Source organism: Serratia sp. EWG9, from assembly GCF_019913725.1.
GTDB lineage: Bacteria > Pseudomonadota > Gammaproteobacteria > Enterobacterales > Enterobacteriaceae > Serratia > Serratia ureilytica.
The window spans coordinates 104,098-120,150 of sequence record NZ_JADNRO010000014.1; the positions used below are offsets into that span (position 1 = coordinate 104,098).

Below are 16,053 nucleotides of genomic sequence, written 5' to 3' on the forward strand. Positions count from 1 at the left end.
TTCCACAGATTCGTTCCACGACGACGACAATGATAAACCGGGAGAGTTAAGTATGTCCGCTGAACACGTTTTGACGATGCTGAATGAGCATGAAGTGAAATTCGTAGACCTGCGTTTCACTGACACCAAGGGTAAGGAACAGCACGTGACTATCCCGGCTCATCAGGTAAACGCCGACTTCTTCGAAGAAGGCAAAATGTTTGACGGCTCCTCTATCGGTGGTTGGAAGGGCATCAACGAATCTGACATGGTACTGATGCCGGACGCCAGCACGGCGGTTCTGGATCCGTTCTTCGAAGAACCTACGCTGATCATTCGCTGCGACATTCTCGAGCCGGGCACCATGCAAGGCTACGATCGCGACCCGCGCTCCATCTCCAAACGCGCCGAAGACTTCCTGCGCTCCTCCGGCATCGCGGACACCGTGCTGTTCGGGCCAGAGCCTGAGTTCTTCCTGTTCGACGACATCCGCTTCGGCAGCAGCATCCGCGGTTCCCACGTGGCCATCGACGACATCGAAGGCGCCTGGAACTCCGGCACTCAATACGACGGCGGCAACAAAGGCCACCGTCCGGCGGTGAAAGGCGGTTATTTCCCGGTTCCACCGGTCGACTCTTCGCAGGATCTGCGTTCCACCATGTGTCTGACCATGGAAGAGATGGGCCTGGTGGTTGAAGCGCACCACCACGAAGTGGCGACCGCCGGTCAGAACGAAGTGGCGACCCGCTTCAACACCATGACCAAGAAAGCCGACGAAATTCAGATCTACAAGTACGTGGTGCACAACGTGGCGCACGCCTTCGGTAAAACCGCGACCTTCATGCCGAAACCCATGTTCGGCGACAACGGTTCCGGCATGCACTGCCACATGTCGCTGTCCAAGAACGGCACCAACCTGTTCGCCGGCGACAAATACGGCGGCCTGTCTGAAACCGCGCTGTTCTACATCGGCGGCATCATCAAGCACGCCAAGGCGATCAACGCGTTGGCAAACCCGACCACCAACTCGTACAAACGTCTGGTGCCGGGCTACGAAGCGCCGGTGATGCTGGCCTACTCCGCCCGTAACCGCTCCGCGTCCATCCGCATCCCGGTGGTCGCCAGCCCGAAAGCGCGCCGCATCGAAGCCCGCTTCCCGGATCCGGCGGCTAACCCATACCTGTGCTTCGCCGCACTGCTGATGGCCGGCCTGGACGGCATCATCAACAAGATCCACCCTGGCGACGCCATGGACAAAAACCTGTACGACCTGCCGCCGGAAGAAGAAGCCGAGATCCCAAAAGTGGCCGGCTCGCTGGACGAAGCGATGGCCGCGCTGAACGAAGACCGCGAGTTCCTGACCCGCGGCGGCGTGTTCACCGACGATGCGATCGATGCCTACATCGAACTGCGCAAAGAAGAGATGGACCGCGTTCGCATGACGCCACACCCGGTCGAGTTCGAACTGTACTACAGCGTCTAAGCCCTACCCGCGCCGTCTGCTAAGGCGGACGGCGCCCACAATTTTTGTTATCGCTTTTTTGTTGCCGTGGAAACTTTCAGCCCATCTTCGGATGGGTTTTTTTCTCCACCGTATTTTCTGCAAAACTATTCCATACCGCGCCGATCCCGGATGGAGTAGGATAGATGCACTAAAAAGGTGCAGGAGTCTGCTGTATGGCAACTGGCAAGCTGCCCGATGCTGGGCAGATCCTCAATTCACTCATCAACAGCATCCTGCTGTTGGATGACTCACTGGCGGTTCACTACGCCAACCCTGCGGCACAGCAGCTGCTGGCGCAAAGCTCCCGCAAGCTGTTCGGCACGCCGCTGCCCGATCTGCTCGGCTATTTTTCGCTGAACGTCTCTCTGATGCGTGAAAGCCTGCGCGCCGGTCAGGGCTTCACCGACAACGAAGTGACCCTGGTGGTCGATGGCCGCGCGCATATTCTTTCCCTGACCGCTCAGGCGCTGCCGGAAGGCTATATCCTGGTCGAGCTGGCGCCGATGGACAATCAGCGCCGCCTGAGCCAGGAACAGCTGCAACATGCCCAACAGGTGGCCGCCCGCGATCTGGTACGCGGTTTGGCGCACGAGATTAAAAACCCGCTGGGCGGCCTGCGCGGCGCAGCGCAGCTGCTGGCCAAAGCGCTGCCCGATCCGGCGCTGACCGAATACACCAAGGTGATCATTGAGCAGGCCGATCGGCTGCGCAATCTGGTGGATCGTCTGCTCGGGCCGCAGCGCCCCGGTCAGCACATCACCCAGAGCATCCATCAGGTCGCGGAGCGCGTCTGCCAGCTGGTGTCGCTGGAAATGCCGGATAACGTCACGCTGGTGCGCGACTACGATCCCAGCCTGCCGGAAATGGCCCACGACCCGGATCAGATAGAACAGGTGCTGCTGAACATCACCCGCAATGCGCTGCAGGCCTTGGGCGAGGCGGGCGGCACCATTACGCTGCGCACCCGCACCGCGTTTCAGATAACGTTGCACGGCACCCGCTATCGCCTGGCGGCGCGTATCGATGTCGAAGACGACGGCCCCGGCGTGCCGGCGCAGCTGCAGGACACGCTGTTCTACCCGATGGTCAGCGGCCGTGAAGGCGGTACCGGCCTGGGATTATCCATCGCCCGCAATCTGATCGATCAGCATTGCGGAAAAATTGAGTTCAACAGTTGGCCAGGTCATACCGAATTCTCGGTCTACCTGCCCATTCGTCAGTGAGGTTTGCAATGCAACGAGGGATAGTCTGGATCGTCGATGACGATAGCTCCATCCGCTGGGTGCTTGAGCGCGCGCTCACCGGCGCGGGCATGAGCTGCGCCACCTTCGAAGGCGGCAATGACGTGCTGGAAGCCTTGGCCACGCAAACTCCCGACGTGTTGCTGTCCGATATCCGCATGCCGGGCATCGATGGTCTGGCGCTGCTCAAGCAGATCAAACAGCGCCACCCGATGCTGCCGGTGATCATCATGACCGCGCATTCGGATTTGGATGCGGCCGTCAGCGCCTATCAGCACGGGGCCTTCGACTACCTGCCGAAACCGTTCGACATCGACGAAGCGGTGGCGCTGGTCGAGCGCGCCATCAGCCATTATCAAGAGCAGCAGCAGCCGGTGCGCAGCCAGCCGGCCAGCGATCCGGCGGCGGACATCATCGGCGAAGCGCCGGCGATGCAGGACGTGTTTCGCATCATCGGCCGGCTGTCGCGTTCGTCAATCAGCGTGCTGATCAACGGCGAATCCGGCACCGGCAAGGAACTGGTGGCGCATGCGCTGCACCGCCACAGCCCGCGCGCCAAGTCGCCGTTCATCGCCCTGAACATGGCCGCTATTCCCAAGGATCTGATCGAGTCCGAGCTGTTCGGCCACGAGAAAGGCGCCTTCACCGGCGCGAACCAAATCCGTCAGGGGCGCTTTGAACAGGCCGACGGCGGCACGCTGTTCCTCGACGAGATCGGCGATATGCCGCTCGACGTGCAAACGCGCCTGCTGCGGGTGCTGGCGGACGGCCAGTTTTACCGGGTCGGCGGCTATGCGCCGGTGAAGGTCGACGTGCGCATCATCGCCGCCACGCACCAGAACCTGGAATTGCGGGTACAGGAAGGCAAGTTCCGCGAGGATCTGTTCCACCGCCTGAACGTGATCCGCGTACACCTGCCGCCGCTGCGCGAGCGCCGGGAAGACATCCCGCGGCTGGCGCGCCACTTCCTGCAGATCGCCGCCAAGGAGCTGGGCGTAGAGGCCAAGAACCTGCATCCGGAAACCGAAACCGCGCTGACCCGCCTGCCTTGGCCGGGGAACGTGCGCCAGCTGGAGAATACCTGCCGCTGGCTGACGGTGATGGCCGCCGGGCAAGAGGTGCTGATTCAGGATCTGCCGAGCGAACTGTTCGAAACCGCCGCACCGGAGAGCCCCAGCCACAGCCTGCCGGACAGCTGGGCCACGCTGCTGGCGCAGTGGGCCGATCGCGCGCTGCGTTCCGGTCATCAAAATCTGCTGTCGGAAGCGCAGCCGGAGATGGAGCGTACACTGCTCACCACCGCCTTGCGTCACACCCAGGGGCACAAACAGGAAGCCGCACGCCTGCTGGGCTGGGGGCGCAATACCCTGACCCGCAAGCTCAAAGAACTGGGCATGGAATAGGCGCTGAGGTTGATGATAAAAAACGCAGCCCAGCGCACAAAAAAACGCCAACCGCAGACTTTACAGCCGGTGCGGGCGCAGTATGATCGTGTCGCACACTCTGGAGGTTGACGATGCTGGACTCATTCATCGTATTCATTTCTCAGGGCGCGGAGCTGGGCTCCGCCGCCAGCCACACCCCGCAGGCGGCGGTCGCCGCGGTGTTGTGCGCCGCGCTGATTAACTTCTTCAGTTAAAAAAACAGCCGCATCAGCGGCTGTTTTTTCATCCTCAGATCACCCGAGAGAACTGCTGGCTGCGCGCCTGTTGCCGCAGATAACGGTCGAAGCACATGCAGATATTGCGGATCAGCAACCGCCCGCGCGGCGTGACGCGAATGCCTTGCTCGTCGCGCTCCACCAGCCCATCGCGTTCAAACGGCGCCAGCAGCTGCAGGTCTTCGGCGAAGTAAGCGGTGAAATCGATGCCGTATTGCCGTTCAAGCGGCTGATACGCCAACCGGAAGTTGCAGATCAACGTTTTGATCAGATCGCGCCGCAGGCAATCGTCGTCCGTCAGCGCCAACCCGCGCCACAGGGCGTTGCCCTGCGCCGGTACGCTCTCATAGTAACGCTTCAGCTCTTTCTGGTTCTGCGCATAGCTGTCGCCGAGCATGCTGATGGCCGACACGCCCAACCCCAGCAGATCGCTGTCGCCCTGGGTGGTGTAGCCCTGGAAATTGCGGTGCAGCTTGCCTTCGCGTTGCGCAATCGCCAGCTCATCGTTCGGGCGTGCAAAGTGATCCATGCCGATAAACTGATAGCCGGCGTCAGTCAGGAACGCGATGCTCTGCTGCAGGATATCCAGCTTCTGCTGCGCGCTGGGCAGATCGGCGTCTTTGATTTTGCGCTGGGCGGCGAATAAATTCGGCATATGCGCGTAGTTGAACACGCTGAGGCGATCGGGATTCAGTTCAGCCACCCGCTGCAGCGTGAAGGCGAAGCTTTCCGGCGTCTGTTTCGGCAGGCCGTAGATCAGATCAATATTGGTCGAGCGGAAGCCCAGCACTTTGGCCCGCTCGATCAGGGCGAAGATAAAGGCTTCATCCTGCTCGCGGTTGACCAACGCCTGCACCTGCTTGTTGAAATCCTGCACCCCCATGCTCAGGCGGTTAAAGCCTTCGGCGCGTAAATGATCGAGCACATCCAGCGCTATCTCGCGCGGATCGACTTCGATCGACATCTCCGCATCGGGCAGAAAATCAAAATGTTCGCGCAGCAGCGCCACCAGCCGGCTGATTTGCGCTTTGTCCAGGTAGGTTGGCGTACCGCCGCCCCAGTGCATCTGGCCAACCTTGCGGCCGGCGAACAGCGGCGCACGGCTGGCGATCTCTTGCGCCAGGACATTCAGGTATTCATCGGCCTTGTGCGTCTGACGCGTCACCAGTTTGTTGCAGCCGCAGAAGTAGCACAGCTTATGGCAGAAAGGGATATGCACGTACAGCGACAGCGGGCGCTCAGGGTAGCGCGCCGCGGCGCGTTGAAACGCCGCTTCGTCGTAGCGCTGGTTAAACTCCAGCGCCGTGGGGTATGAGGTATAACGCGGCCCTGAGTAGTTATATTTTTGGATCAGGGCCAAATCCCAGACAATCGTCTGCTCTGACATGCTCACTCCTTCCGATATCTTTTTCTACCGGGCCGGGAGAGAGGCGGTTGTCTGCGCTGTCTGGCCACGGAAGCGCTGCGAAAACGCGCTTTGCGCTTAGACAGCCGCCATAGTTTACCGAATAACCACAGCAGATAACACATCAAGAGTAGGGCTATTGTCGGGATCAGCCACATGGCGCGTTAAAAAGCGTCCTTCGGGTTGCCGCCTTTCAGCAGCTTCAGAATATCTTCCTGCTTCTCTTCTTCTTCCTCGTCGTCTTCATCGCCCAGCTCGATGCCCAGCACGTCCATCAGCACATCGATGCGATCCAGCGTCTTGTCGACATACGCCTGCTCTTGCGCGTTCAGCGTTTCGCCATCGTCGATGCGATCCAGCAGCGCGTTCAGACGTTCGTCATTTTCCAGCTTCGCCAGCTCTTCTTCCGGCGACAGGCGCGGTTTTGCTTCAGCCTTTGGCTTCGGCTGCGGTTTGGCCTTCACTTTGGTTTCGTCGACCACCAGCGCAACCGGCACTTTACTGCCAATACGCGGATCTTTGGCTTCCGCCGCCGATTTGTTTTTCTGGCTGCCGGACTCGACCTGAGTGCGCGAACCGGAAGCGTGGCCGCGGCGTTTTTTCAGGCGTTTGCGCTCACGCGCTTCCTGATCGAGCTCCATACGGCTTTTCTTTTTCGTTTTTGACTTCGCCGCGCTGCCGCGAGGTGCTTTTGATGGCTGGTTCATAGCGTGTGCTCTTAGGTATGTAGATTCAGTATAGAATTGCGGCGGAATCTAGCAGAAAGCGGACAAAGAAAAAAGGCGGCAGGTTAAACCTGCCGCCTATTTCGCACCTTCTTGCGAAGGGTATTCCTGTTACGCGCTCCTTGCGTACATGCAACATCCCGGTTTTTCCTTCTGCTATAACCGCATTCCCTGCCACTACGTCCTTCATCCTGAAAGGAAAATCGTCCATGGCGCAATCCATTCGCATCCGCTCTTCCCGAGCGCGCTTCCTGCGGGCATCCAAACTGCCGATACTTCACCATCCGATGTGCCTGCCGCCTATTCCGGTGCGAAAGGGTCACTTCCTTTTGCGTTCATCCTGGCACTCATTGCACGCCCTGTGCATTCCCTGAGATTTGTCATCCTTCCCGGATGTTCCCTAATCCTGCGCAACCCTGCGTTAACGAGTACTTTACGTTATTGTTGCGAAGGCTCAAGGCACCGGAGGCCGATTTGACTGACATTTCCACACAACGAAAAAACAACACATTGTTTTTAAAAAAGAAACAGAAATATCGCTTTCGAATAAAGCGACATTACCCGCGATTCGAATGGCAAATGTCTCACAACGTACGAGCAGCTTAACCGTCGTTTTATCGCGCCCCGCCGCTTAAAAACGGAGAAACACGCCATTTTTACCGCTGATGCAGTTATAATCGCCAACCAGTTAGCCATCCTCACGGAGACGAAAAATTTTGACCAGCAAGAACTACAACTATCATGTGACCCATTTCGTCACCAGCGCACCCGATATTCGCCATCTTCCGGGGGATGCAGGAATTGAAGTCGCCTTTGCCGGCCGTTCCAACGCCGGTAAATCCAGCGCGCTGAATACGCTGACCAACCAAAAAAGCCTGGCGCGCACCAGTAAGACGCCGGGGCGCACCCAGCTGATTAACCTGTTCGAAGTGGAAGACGGCATTCGTCTGGTTGACCTGCCGGGTTATGGCTACGCCGAAGTGCCGGAAGAAATGAAGCGCAAATGGCAACGCGCGCTGGGCGAATACCTGCAGATGCGCAACAGCCTGAAAGGGCTGGTGGTGCTGATGGATATCCGCCATCCGCTGAAAGATCTCGACCAACAGATGATCCAGTGGGCGGTCGACGTCGGCACGCCGGTGCTGGTGTTGCTGACCAAGGCCGACAAGCTGGCCTCCGGCGCACGCAAGGCGCAGCTCAACATGGTGCGTGAAGCGGTGCTGCCGTTTATGGGGGATATCCAGGTCGAAGCCTTCTCATCGCTGAAAAAGATCGGCGTCGACAAGCTGCGCCAGAAGCTGGACACCTGGTTTAACGAGATCCCGCCGGAAGTGCTGCCGGAAGAGGACATCGGCGAATAAGCCCTGATCGCACGTTTGAGCCGATGCCTCGCCGCATCGGCTTTTTTATGCCCGCAGATCGGCCGCAGGCGGGATTTTTCGTTATCTAATTACATTTTTGAAATAAAGCTATCATAAAGGCTTATCGCCAAAACGGGCTTGTTTCGCCGAATTACGCGGATTGAGGGAGCGGAAGCTGAAATGAAAAGCGTGGCCGAGCGATAGGAAAAACGTATGGTTTGCTGCTGTTTTTACAATAAAAAACGCCCCAGTCAATACTGACTGGGGCGGCTAAATATTCAGCCAAATCCGATTACGTGAAGTAAAAGGTCTGAAAGATAGAACATCTTACCTCTGTACCCTACGCCTGTAACTCTACATCATTTTTTCGCAGGGCAAAAGAATTTTTTGTAGTTTACTTACACAATTTGAGACGCAAGAACGGCGAAGTTGGGGAAACTATCGCCGCATCTTGTAGCTTAATTACGAAAAGTGCTTAGCTTCTCGCCAGTTAGCGCATAAGGCGATAACCCGGCGATCAGTGCGCTTCATCCCAGTTCATGCCGACGCCCACATCGACCTTCAGCGGCACCGCCAGCGTCATGCTGCCTTCCATCAGTTGGCGGATACGTTGGCTGGCTTCGTCGATCACCGACTCGTGCACCTCGAACACCAATTCATCGTGCACCTGCATGATCGCGCGCACCAACGGCTTCTCCTGCCCCTGCAGCCAGGCGTCGACCTCGATCATCGCACGCTTGATGATATCGGCCGCCGTGCCCTGCATCGGGGCGTTGATGGCCGCGCGCTCGGCCGCCTTGCGGCGCATGGCGTTGCTGGAGCGTACGTCCGGCAGATACAGACGGCGGCCGTCCAGCGTGCTGACATAGCCCTGCTCGGAGGCCTGCTGACGGGTGCGCTCCATGTAATCCAGCACGCCCGGGTAACGTTCGAAGTAGAGATCCATATAGCGCTGGGCTTCCCCACGCGGGATCCCCAGCTGACGCGCCAGGCCGAAGGCGCTCATGCCGTAAATCAAACCAAAGTTAATCGCCTTGGCGCTGCGGCGCTGCTCGCCGGTCACTTTATCCAACGGCACGCCGAAAACTTCCGACGCCGTGGCGCGGTGAATGTCTTTCCCTTCGGCAAAGGCCTTCAGCAGCCCTTCATCCTGAGACAGATGCGCCATGATGCGCAGCTCGATCTGCGAGTAGTCGGCCGCGACAATGCGGTAGCCTTCCGGCGCAATAAAGGCCTGGCGAATGCGCCGCCCTTCTTCGTTGCGCACCGGGATGTTCTGCAGGTTCGGATCGCTCGAGGAGAGGCGGCCGGTGGCGGTCACCGCCTGATGGTACGAGGTATGCACCCGCCCGCTGACCGGATTGATCATCAGCGGCAGCTTGTCGGTATAGGTGGTCTTCAGCTTCGCCAGGCCGCGGTATTCCAGAATCACCTTCGGCAGCGGGTAGTCGAGCGCCAGCTCGGCCAGCACTTCTTCGTTGGTGGATGGCGCCCCGCCCGGGGTTTTCTTCAGCACCGGCAGCTTTTGTTTTTCGTACAAGATAGCCTGCAGCTGCTTGGTCGACGCCAGGTTGAACGGCTCTTCCGCCAGCTCGTGGGCCTGCGCCTCCAGCTCAGCCAGACGCTTGGCCAGCTCCTGGGAGTGGGCCGATAAAATGGCCGGATCGATCAGCACCCCGGTGCGTTCGATATGCGACAGCACCGGCAGCAGCGGCATTTCAATCTCGTTGAACACCGTCAGCAGTTCCGCGCTCTGTTTCAGCTGCGGCCACATCGCCAGATGCAGCTGCAGCGTGACATCGGCGTCTTCGGCAGCGTATGGCGCCGCCTGCTCAAGCGCGATCTGATTGAACGTCAGCTGGTTCTTGCCCTTGCCGGCGATCTCTTCGAAAGTGATGGTTTTGTGGCCAAGATAACGATCGGCCAGGCTGTCCATATCATGACGGCCGCCGACGCTGTCCAGCACATAGGACTCCAGCATGGTGTCGTAGGCGATGCCGCGCATCTCGATGCCATAACGCGCCAGCAGGCTCATATCGAACTTCAGATTTTGCCCGACCTTGAGCGCTTTCTCGTCTTCCAGCAGCGGCTTGAGCGCCTCCAGCACGTAAGCGCGATCCAGCTGCGCCGGCGCATCCAGATAATCGTGCGCCACCGGCAAATAAGCCGCTTCGCCCGGCGCGATCGCAAAGGACAGGCCGATCAGATTGGCGGTCAGGGTATCCAGGCCATCGGTTTCGGTATCGAAGGCAAACACGTCGGCTTTTTTCAACCGCGCCAGCCAGTCGGTAAAGGTCGCTTCGTCCAGGATGGTGACATAACCGTCCTGAGACAGCTTGGCCTCCGCCAGCGCTTTCGGCGCTTCCGCGGCTACGGCTGGTTTGGCGGCGCCGGCAGCTTTCGCGCCCGCGCCTTTCTTGTTTTCCAACCAGACGCCGGCTTCTACGTCCGCCAGCCAGCGTTTGAACTCGTACTGTTTGAACAGCTGTTGCAGCGTGTCGACATCCGGCGCGGAGACCGTCAGGTCCGCACAGGTCAGATCCAGCTCGACGTCGGTTTTGATCGTCGCCAGCTTATAGGAGAGGTACGCGACCTCTTTATTCTGTTCCAGCTTGGCCGCCATGGTTTTGGCGCCGCGGAAGCTCAGCGTGGCGATGTTATCCAGATTGCCGTACAGCGCATCCAGGCCGCCGATACCCTGCAGCAACGCCTGGGCGGTTTTCTCGCCCACGCCCGGCACGCCGGGAATGTTGTCCGATGAATCGCCCATCAGGGCCAGGAAGTCGATGATCAGCTCCGGCGGAATGCCGTATTTGTCGCACACTTCCTGCGGGCCGAGGATCGTGTTGTTCATGGTGTTGATCAAGGTGACGTTCGGCGTCACCAGCTGCGCCATGTCTTTGTCGCCGGTGCTGATCAGCACCGCGTGGCCGGCCTTTTCGGCCTCCAGCGCCAGCGTACCGATGACGTCATCCGCCTCTACGCCGGGCGTCACCAACAGCGGCAGGCCCATCGCCTTGACCATGTTATGCAGCGGCTCGATCTGCGCGCGCAGATCGTCCGGCATCGGCGGCCGGTGCGACTTGTATTCAGCGAACAGATCATCGCGGAAGGTCTTCCCTTTGGCATCAAACACCACGGCAACGTGGCTCGGTTGATACTGCAACAGCAGACTGCGCAGCATATTCAGCACGCCGTACATCGCGCCTGTCGGCTCGCCCGCCGAATTGGTCAGCGGCGGGAAGGCGTGATAAGCGCGGTAGAGGTAAGAGGAACCGTCAACCAGGATTAGTGGGTTTTCTGCAATCTGGGCCATAGCGTTTCTTTATCGTGATCGGACATAGGGGTAAGCATGCCATAGCTGGCCGCCGGAGACGAACCTTAGCGTGCATTGCGGACGAAAATGATGTGATTGTGCGCGAGGATCCGCAAGATCTTACCTGTGGATAACTTTGTGCATAGAAAAGAGACCGAATTATAACGCTGCGATTATCGTTATAACGGCGAATAAAATTCCTATTTAAATCACCGCGTTAAAAGAACGAATTCCGGCGACGCTTAATTATTGGCTTTCATTGGATTTGTGGATATAACTTTCGCCGGATTTTAATCGCACTATTAATCAAATTCGGCGCCTCAATTACCATAGCACAAGCTGGACAAGTTGCACGAAAACTCAGCAAATGGTTATCCGATGAGACGAAAAACAGTGATTTTAAGCGGCGCTTTACCCCGGCGATTTCTGTTAAAATGCGTTTTTGTTCATGCGCTTTGGCATGCAACGATGTTCCCACCAACCGTCAGCCCATAATCATGCCAAGATTGTTAACGCCTGTTATCTTTATCATTTCCGTCATACTTACCATTCTGGTGACGGTGTTATGCTCCATCCCCATCACGCTGGCCGGCATCGTGAAACTCGTGGTGCCCATTCCCGCCGTTTGGCGATATATCTCGCTTTCGCCGATTTCATGATGTGGTGTTGGTGCCAAGGGCTGGCGCTGTTATTGCGCATTAACGGGCAATTGCGTTGGGATATTGAAGGGCTGGAAGGGTTGGATCGCAAAAACTGGTATCTGCTGATCAGCAACCACGAAAGTTGGTCAGACATTGTCGTGTTATGCGTGCTGTTCAGAAATCATATTCCAATGAATAAGTATTTCCTCAAACAGCAGCTCGCCTGGGTGCCGTTTGTCGGCCTGGCCTGCTGGGCGCTGGACATGCCATTCATGAAGCGTTACTCCCGCGCCTATTTGCTCAAGCACCCGGAAAAACGCGGCAAGGATATCGAAACGACGCGCCGTTCCTGCGAAAAATTCCGCCAGCGCCCAACCACCATCGTCAATTTCGTCGAAGGCTCACGCTTCACCGAAGCCAAGAAAATTAAAAGCAATTCACCTTATCGCAATTTGCTGGCGCCCAAAGCTGCCGGCATCGCGTTTACCCTTAGCGCGCTGGGCAATCAGTTCGACAAAGTGTTGAACGTCACCCTGCTTTATCCGGAAAATAACCAGCGGCCCTTTCTGGATATGCTGTGCGGCCGCCTGACGCGTATCGTGGTGAGAATAGAGACGCTACCGATCGATGAAACCCTGCACGGTGATTATTTCAACGATAAACAGTTCAAGCGGCGCTTCCAGCTGTGGCTGAATACGCTGTGGCAGGAAAAAGACCGGTTGCTGGATAAATTGAAGCGGCAATACGGATAAAAAAACGCCGGCGATGCCGGCGTTTTTCATGTTGAATCAGGCTTATTTCTGCTGGCTGAGGAATTTAACCACATCGGCGAACTGCTTCACGTAAGCGTCCATCGAGCTGGTGTCCAGGCCATCGTTTTTAACCATGTATTTGCCGTTGACGAATACCGCCGGCACGCCGCGCAGCTGCAGATCTTCTGCGGCTTTCTCCTGTTGAACCACCAGAGATTTCACCACGAAGCTGTTCCAGGCCGCGTCATAATCTGCGGCGGTTACGCCCGCTTTCACGAAGACGTTACGGATATCGTCCGGCGTTTGCACGGTCTGGGTTTTCTGCACCGCTTCAAACATCAGCGGGCTTACTTTGTCTTCCACGCCCAGCGCCATCGCGACCGCCCACGCCTGAGTCAGCTGTTTGCCCAACGGCCCCAGGAACTCCACGTGGTACTTGGTCATTTTGGTGCCGGCAGGCAACGCTTTTTTTACGTTCTCGGACACGTGATAGACCTGCTCAAACTGGTAGCAGTGTGGGCAGTAAAAGGAGAAGAACTCCAGCACCTGCGGCTCACCGGTCACCGGCTTGTCCAGGGTCACGTACTGAGTGCCATCGCTAAACTGTGCCGCCGAGGCGCTGAATGCCATCACCATGCCAACGAGCGCCAACCATATTTTTTTCATAAGACTAAACTCTCCATTGTGTTAAAGCTTCAATACATTGGCGTCAGCTGCAGAGGAGGCTCCTGCAACAGCTTAACCTGTTCATTAAACGCCGCAGTCTGAGATAACCAGAAATCAGACTCCGCCATCCACGGAAAACTCTTAGGGAAGGCCGGATCCTGCCAACGGCGAGCGACCCAGGCCAGGTAATACACCATACGCATCGCCCGCAGTGGCTCAATTAACGCCAGCTCGCGCTGATCGAACTCGGCAAATTCGCCGTACGCCTCCAGCAAAACGTCCAGCTGCATCAGTTGGTCGCGACGTTCGCCGTGCAACAGCATCCACAGATCCTGAACCGCAGGGCCGTTGCGCGCGTCATCAAGATCGACGAACAGCGGGCCATCGCGCCACAGAATATTGCCCGGATGGCAATCGCCGTGCAAACGCCGCGGCTGCCAGTTCAGATGCCAGTGTGGCTTGATCGCCGCAATCAGGTTATCCGTCGCCTGCAGAAAGGCATCACGCTGAGCCGCCGGCAACAGCTCGCAATTGGCCAGCGCCTGACGCGGGGCAACAAGATACTCTTCAATCCCCATGGTTGGCCGCTCGGCAAACAAACGCTCGCCGCCGACCTGATGGATACGCCCCAGAAAACGGCCTACCCATTCCAACTGCTCCAGATTGTCTATCTCGTATTGCCGGCCCCCCACGCTGGGGAACAGGGCAAAGAAAAAACCGCCGTGCGTATGCAGCGTAGCGCCTTGCAGCGCCAACGGCGCCACCGCCGGGATCTCCGCGCCGGCCAGATCCAGAGCGAACTGATGTTCCTCACCGATTTGTGCGGCGCTCCAGCGCTCCGGGCGGTAAAACTTCACCACGTAGCGTCGACGATCCTCGTCCATAAACTGATAGACGCGGTTCTCATAGCTGTTCAGCGCCGTCAGGCCGGAATCGACGCGCAGGCCAATCCCTTCTAGCGCGTCCATGATCAAATCTGGCGAAAGGGTGTCGAAATTAAAAGCTGAGTTATTCATAACGTTCGTTTGATCGCTGACAGCACGGTGCCGGGAATGAGAAATAGTAGCATTAATGGCGCATTTCACGCGCTATGCTTTCTCGCACCGCACGAGGATCAATCCTTGATAACGCCGCGAGCACGCAGCAACGCCGTTTTAAAATCTTCTTCGTAGTCTTTCTTCAGGCCCGGGATCTGATCTGTGCCGGCGCTGCCGCGCATTTTCAGATGGTAAATAAGAATATCGTCGCTCAACTCGGACAACTCGCCCTGGAAGCCCGCTTCCTTCGCCAGCTTTTGCAAAAACTGCATCAAATTGAGATCGGGATCTTCCTGCCAGGCCGGGTGCAACAGCTCGATCAACTCGTTTACGCGATGCGTTTTCATCTCAATATCGTCCAATAGCATGAATAAACTCACAAAGTAACAGGCTTACCCACGCAGTGAAAGAACCGGCTTGTCAATAAAGGTAAATCCTGATGTCGCGCCGGCTTTAGCGCTACAATCAGCGCATCGACAAGGCGGGATAAACGAGATGCATAAAGAAATCAGCGGCGTCATTTTGGCCGGCGGACGGGCCACGCGCATGGGCGGTGAAGACAAAGGCCTGGTGTCGATTGGCGGGATCGCACTCTATCAACACGTATTGGCTCGGTTACGCCCGCAGGTGGCTTCCGTCGCCATCAGCGCCAATCGCAATCAGGCACGTTACCAGGCGAGCGGTTTGCCGGTGATTGGCGATCTGACGCCCGATTTCGCCGGGCCGCTGGCCGGCATGCTGGCCGGGCTCAAACAGGCTCCCAGCGAATGGGTGGTCTTCGTCCCTTGTGATGTCCCCGACTTTCCCGCCGACTTAGTCGCTCAGCTATGGCAGCAAAAAGGCGCGGCGCAGGCGGCCTTTGCCAGCGATGGTGAACGAGATCACCCCACGCTGGCGTTACTGCATAGCCAAATAGCGCCGCAGCTGGCCGACTATCTGGCGCGCGGTGAACGCAAGCTGATGCTGTTCTTGCATCAAATTGGCGCACAACGCGTAGTGTTCAGCGGGCAGCAAGCGGCATTTCATAACCTGAATACGCCGGCTGACTGCCTGAATTGGCAACAAACGCGAGAGCTCAAAAAATGAATCGTTCATTGCCTCCCTTGCTGGCCATCGGCGCCTACAGCGGAACGGGGAAAACGACCCTGCTCAAACAACTGATCCCGTTACTGAAACAACGCCAGGTAAGGATTGGACTGATCAAACATACGCATCACGACATGGATGTGGATACGCCGGGTAAAGACAGCTATGAGCTGCGTAAAGCAGGCGCCGAGCAAACGCTGGTCGCCAGCGATCGCCGCTGGGCATTAATGACCGAAACGCCGGAGCAACAACCTTTGGATCTGCGCTATCTGGCTGGGCGCTTTGACGCCGATAAGGTCGACTTGATTCTGGTGGAAGGGTTCAAACATGAGCCGGTCAGCAAGATCCTGCTTTATCGGGCCGAGATCGGCAGACCGTTGGAAGACATGCTGGATCAGTTTGTCGTCGCGATAGCCAGCGATCGACCGCTATCCATTTCGGCTAAGCAGCTGGATCTCAATCAACCGGAAAGCATCGCCGACTTTATTGTCGAGTGGTTGAAAGGCGCAGCGTAGCTGCGCTTTTTTACGTATTGCACATAGCAAAAAGCCCTGAACGTCAGTTCAGGGCTTTCGGCTTTATTTGATGCCTGGCAGTGTCCTACTCTCGCATGGGGAGACCCCACACTACCATCGGCGCTACGGCGTTTCACTTCTGAGTTCGGCATGGGGTCAGGTGGG

The 16,053-nt window shown here is 57.6% G+C and carries 13 protein-coding genes, 1 rRNA gene and 1 pseudogene; 8 read left to right on the top strand and 7 right to left on the bottom strand.

Annotation, left to right across the window (positions count from 1 at the left end; translation table 11 throughout):
- Positions 1-52 precede the first annotated feature (52 nt).
- The 4 genes from glnA to ITX55_RS23055 all read left to right on the top strand — a co-directional run bounded on the left by glnA (position 53) and on the right by ITX55_RS23055 (position 4,363).
- Positions 53-1,462: a glutamate--ammonia ligase gene (glnA, locus tag ITX55_RS23040; RefSeq protein WP_033645173.1), complete on the top strand. Its 1,410-nt coding sequence runs from the start codon at positions 53-55 to the stop codon at positions 1,460-1,462.
- A 194-nt stretch (positions 1,463-1,656) separates the two neighbouring features.
- Complete coding sequence (gene glnL / locus ITX55_RS23045) at positions 1,657-2,706, top strand: nitrogen regulation protein NR(II) (protein WP_004931246.1); 1,050 nt, start codon at positions 1,657-1,659, stop codon at positions 2,704-2,706.
- 8 nt (positions 2,707-2,714) lie between these two features.
- Entirely contained in the window at positions 2,715-4,127 is a 1,413-nt protein-coding gene (gene glnG / locus ITX55_RS23050; protein WP_223085399.1) for a nitrogen regulation protein NR(I), read from the top strand.
- A gap of 113 nt (positions 4,128-4,240) precedes the next feature.
- A complete protein-coding gene (locus ITX55_RS23055; RefSeq protein ID WP_015379453.1) occupies positions 4,241-4,363 on the top strand; it encodes a YshB family small membrane protein in 123 nt (40 codons plus the stop codon).
- A 34-nt stretch (positions 4,364-4,397) separates the two neighbouring features.
- On the opposite strand, the gene hemN is transcribed toward ITX55_RS23055, so the two are convergent.
- Both hemN and yihI read right to left on the bottom strand, forming a co-directional pair.
- Positions 4,398-5,771, bottom strand: a complete 1,374-nt coding sequence (gene hemN, locus ITX55_RS23060; RefSeq protein ID WP_187048484.1) for an oxygen-independent coproporphyrinogen III oxidase — start codon at positions 5,769-5,771, stop codon at positions 4,398-4,400.
- Between the two features lie 182 nt (positions 5,772-5,953).
- On the bottom strand, positions 5,954-6,496 hold the full coding sequence (gene yihI, locus ITX55_RS23065) for a Der GTPase-activating protein YihI (protein WP_015379455.1): 543 nt from the start codon (positions 6,494-6,496) through the stop codon (positions 5,954-5,956).
- A gap of 734 nt (positions 6,497-7,230) precedes the next feature.
- Here yihI and yihA point away from each other — a divergent pair.
- Positions 7,231-7,875 carry a ribosome biogenesis GTP-binding protein YihA/YsxC gene (gene yihA, locus ITX55_RS23070; protein WP_004931258.1) on the top strand — a complete coding sequence of 215 codons (645 nt, stop codon included), beginning with the start codon at positions 7,231-7,233 and terminating at the stop codon, positions 7,873-7,875.
- A gap of 517 nt (positions 7,876-8,392) precedes the next feature.
- On the opposite strand, the gene polA is transcribed toward yihA, so the two are convergent.
- Positions 8,393-11,191 (bottom strand): DNA polymerase I, encoded by a 2,799-nt coding sequence (polA, locus tag ITX55_RS23075; RefSeq protein ID WP_108682217.1) that lies wholly within the window; start codon positions 11,189-11,191, stop codon positions 8,393-8,395.
- A gap of 497 nt (positions 11,192-11,688) precedes the next feature.
- Between polA and ITX55_RS23080 the strand changes: the two are divergent.
- Positions 11,689-12,584, top strand: a pseudogene (locus ITX55_RS23080) (acyltransferase).
- 42 nt (positions 12,585-12,626) lie between these two features.
- Here ITX55_RS23080 and dsbA read toward each other — a convergent pair.
- The 3 genes from dsbA to ITX55_RS23095 all read right to left on the bottom strand — a co-directional run bounded on the left by dsbA (position 12,627) and on the right by ITX55_RS23095 (position 14,634).
- Positions 12,627-13,250, bottom strand: coding sequence for a thiol:disulfide interchange protein DsbA (gene dsbA / locus ITX55_RS23085; protein ID WP_025304721.1), 624 nt, complete (start codon positions 13,248-13,250; stop codon positions 12,627-12,629).
- Between the two features lie 29 nt (positions 13,251-13,279).
- Positions 13,280-14,266: a serine/threonine protein kinase gene (locus ITX55_RS23090; RefSeq protein WP_108682219.1), complete on the bottom strand. Its 987-nt coding sequence runs from the start codon at positions 14,264-14,266 to the stop codon at positions 13,280-13,282.
- A gap of 98 nt (positions 14,267-14,364) precedes the next feature.
- On the bottom strand, positions 14,365-14,634 hold the full coding sequence (locus ITX55_RS23095) for a YihD family protein (protein WP_004931268.1): 270 nt from the start codon (positions 14,632-14,634) through the stop codon (positions 14,365-14,367).
- Between the two features lie 148 nt (positions 14,635-14,782).
- Here ITX55_RS23095 and mobA point away from each other — a divergent pair, with 148 nt between their 5' ends.
- Together mobA and mobB are read left to right on the top strand one after the other, a co-directional pair.
- On the top strand, positions 14,783-15,373 hold the full coding sequence (gene mobA, locus ITX55_RS23100; RefSeq protein WP_033645168.1) for a molybdenum cofactor guanylyltransferase MobA: 591 nt from the start codon (positions 14,783-14,785) through the stop codon (positions 15,371-15,373).
- Positions 15,370-15,888 (top strand): molybdopterin-guanine dinucleotide biosynthesis protein MobB, encoded by a 519-nt coding sequence (gene mobB / locus ITX55_RS23105; RefSeq protein WP_089197562.1) that lies wholly within the window; start codon positions 15,370-15,372, stop codon positions 15,886-15,888. The genes mobA and mobB overlap by 4 nt, the downstream gene beginning before the upstream one ends.
- Before the next feature lie 72 nt (positions 15,889-15,960).
- On the opposite strand, the gene rrf is transcribed toward mobB, so the two are convergent.
- Positions 15,961-16,053: ribosomal RNA gene (gene rrf, locus ITX55_RS23110) — 5S ribosomal RNA — on the bottom strand; the annotation flags it as partial.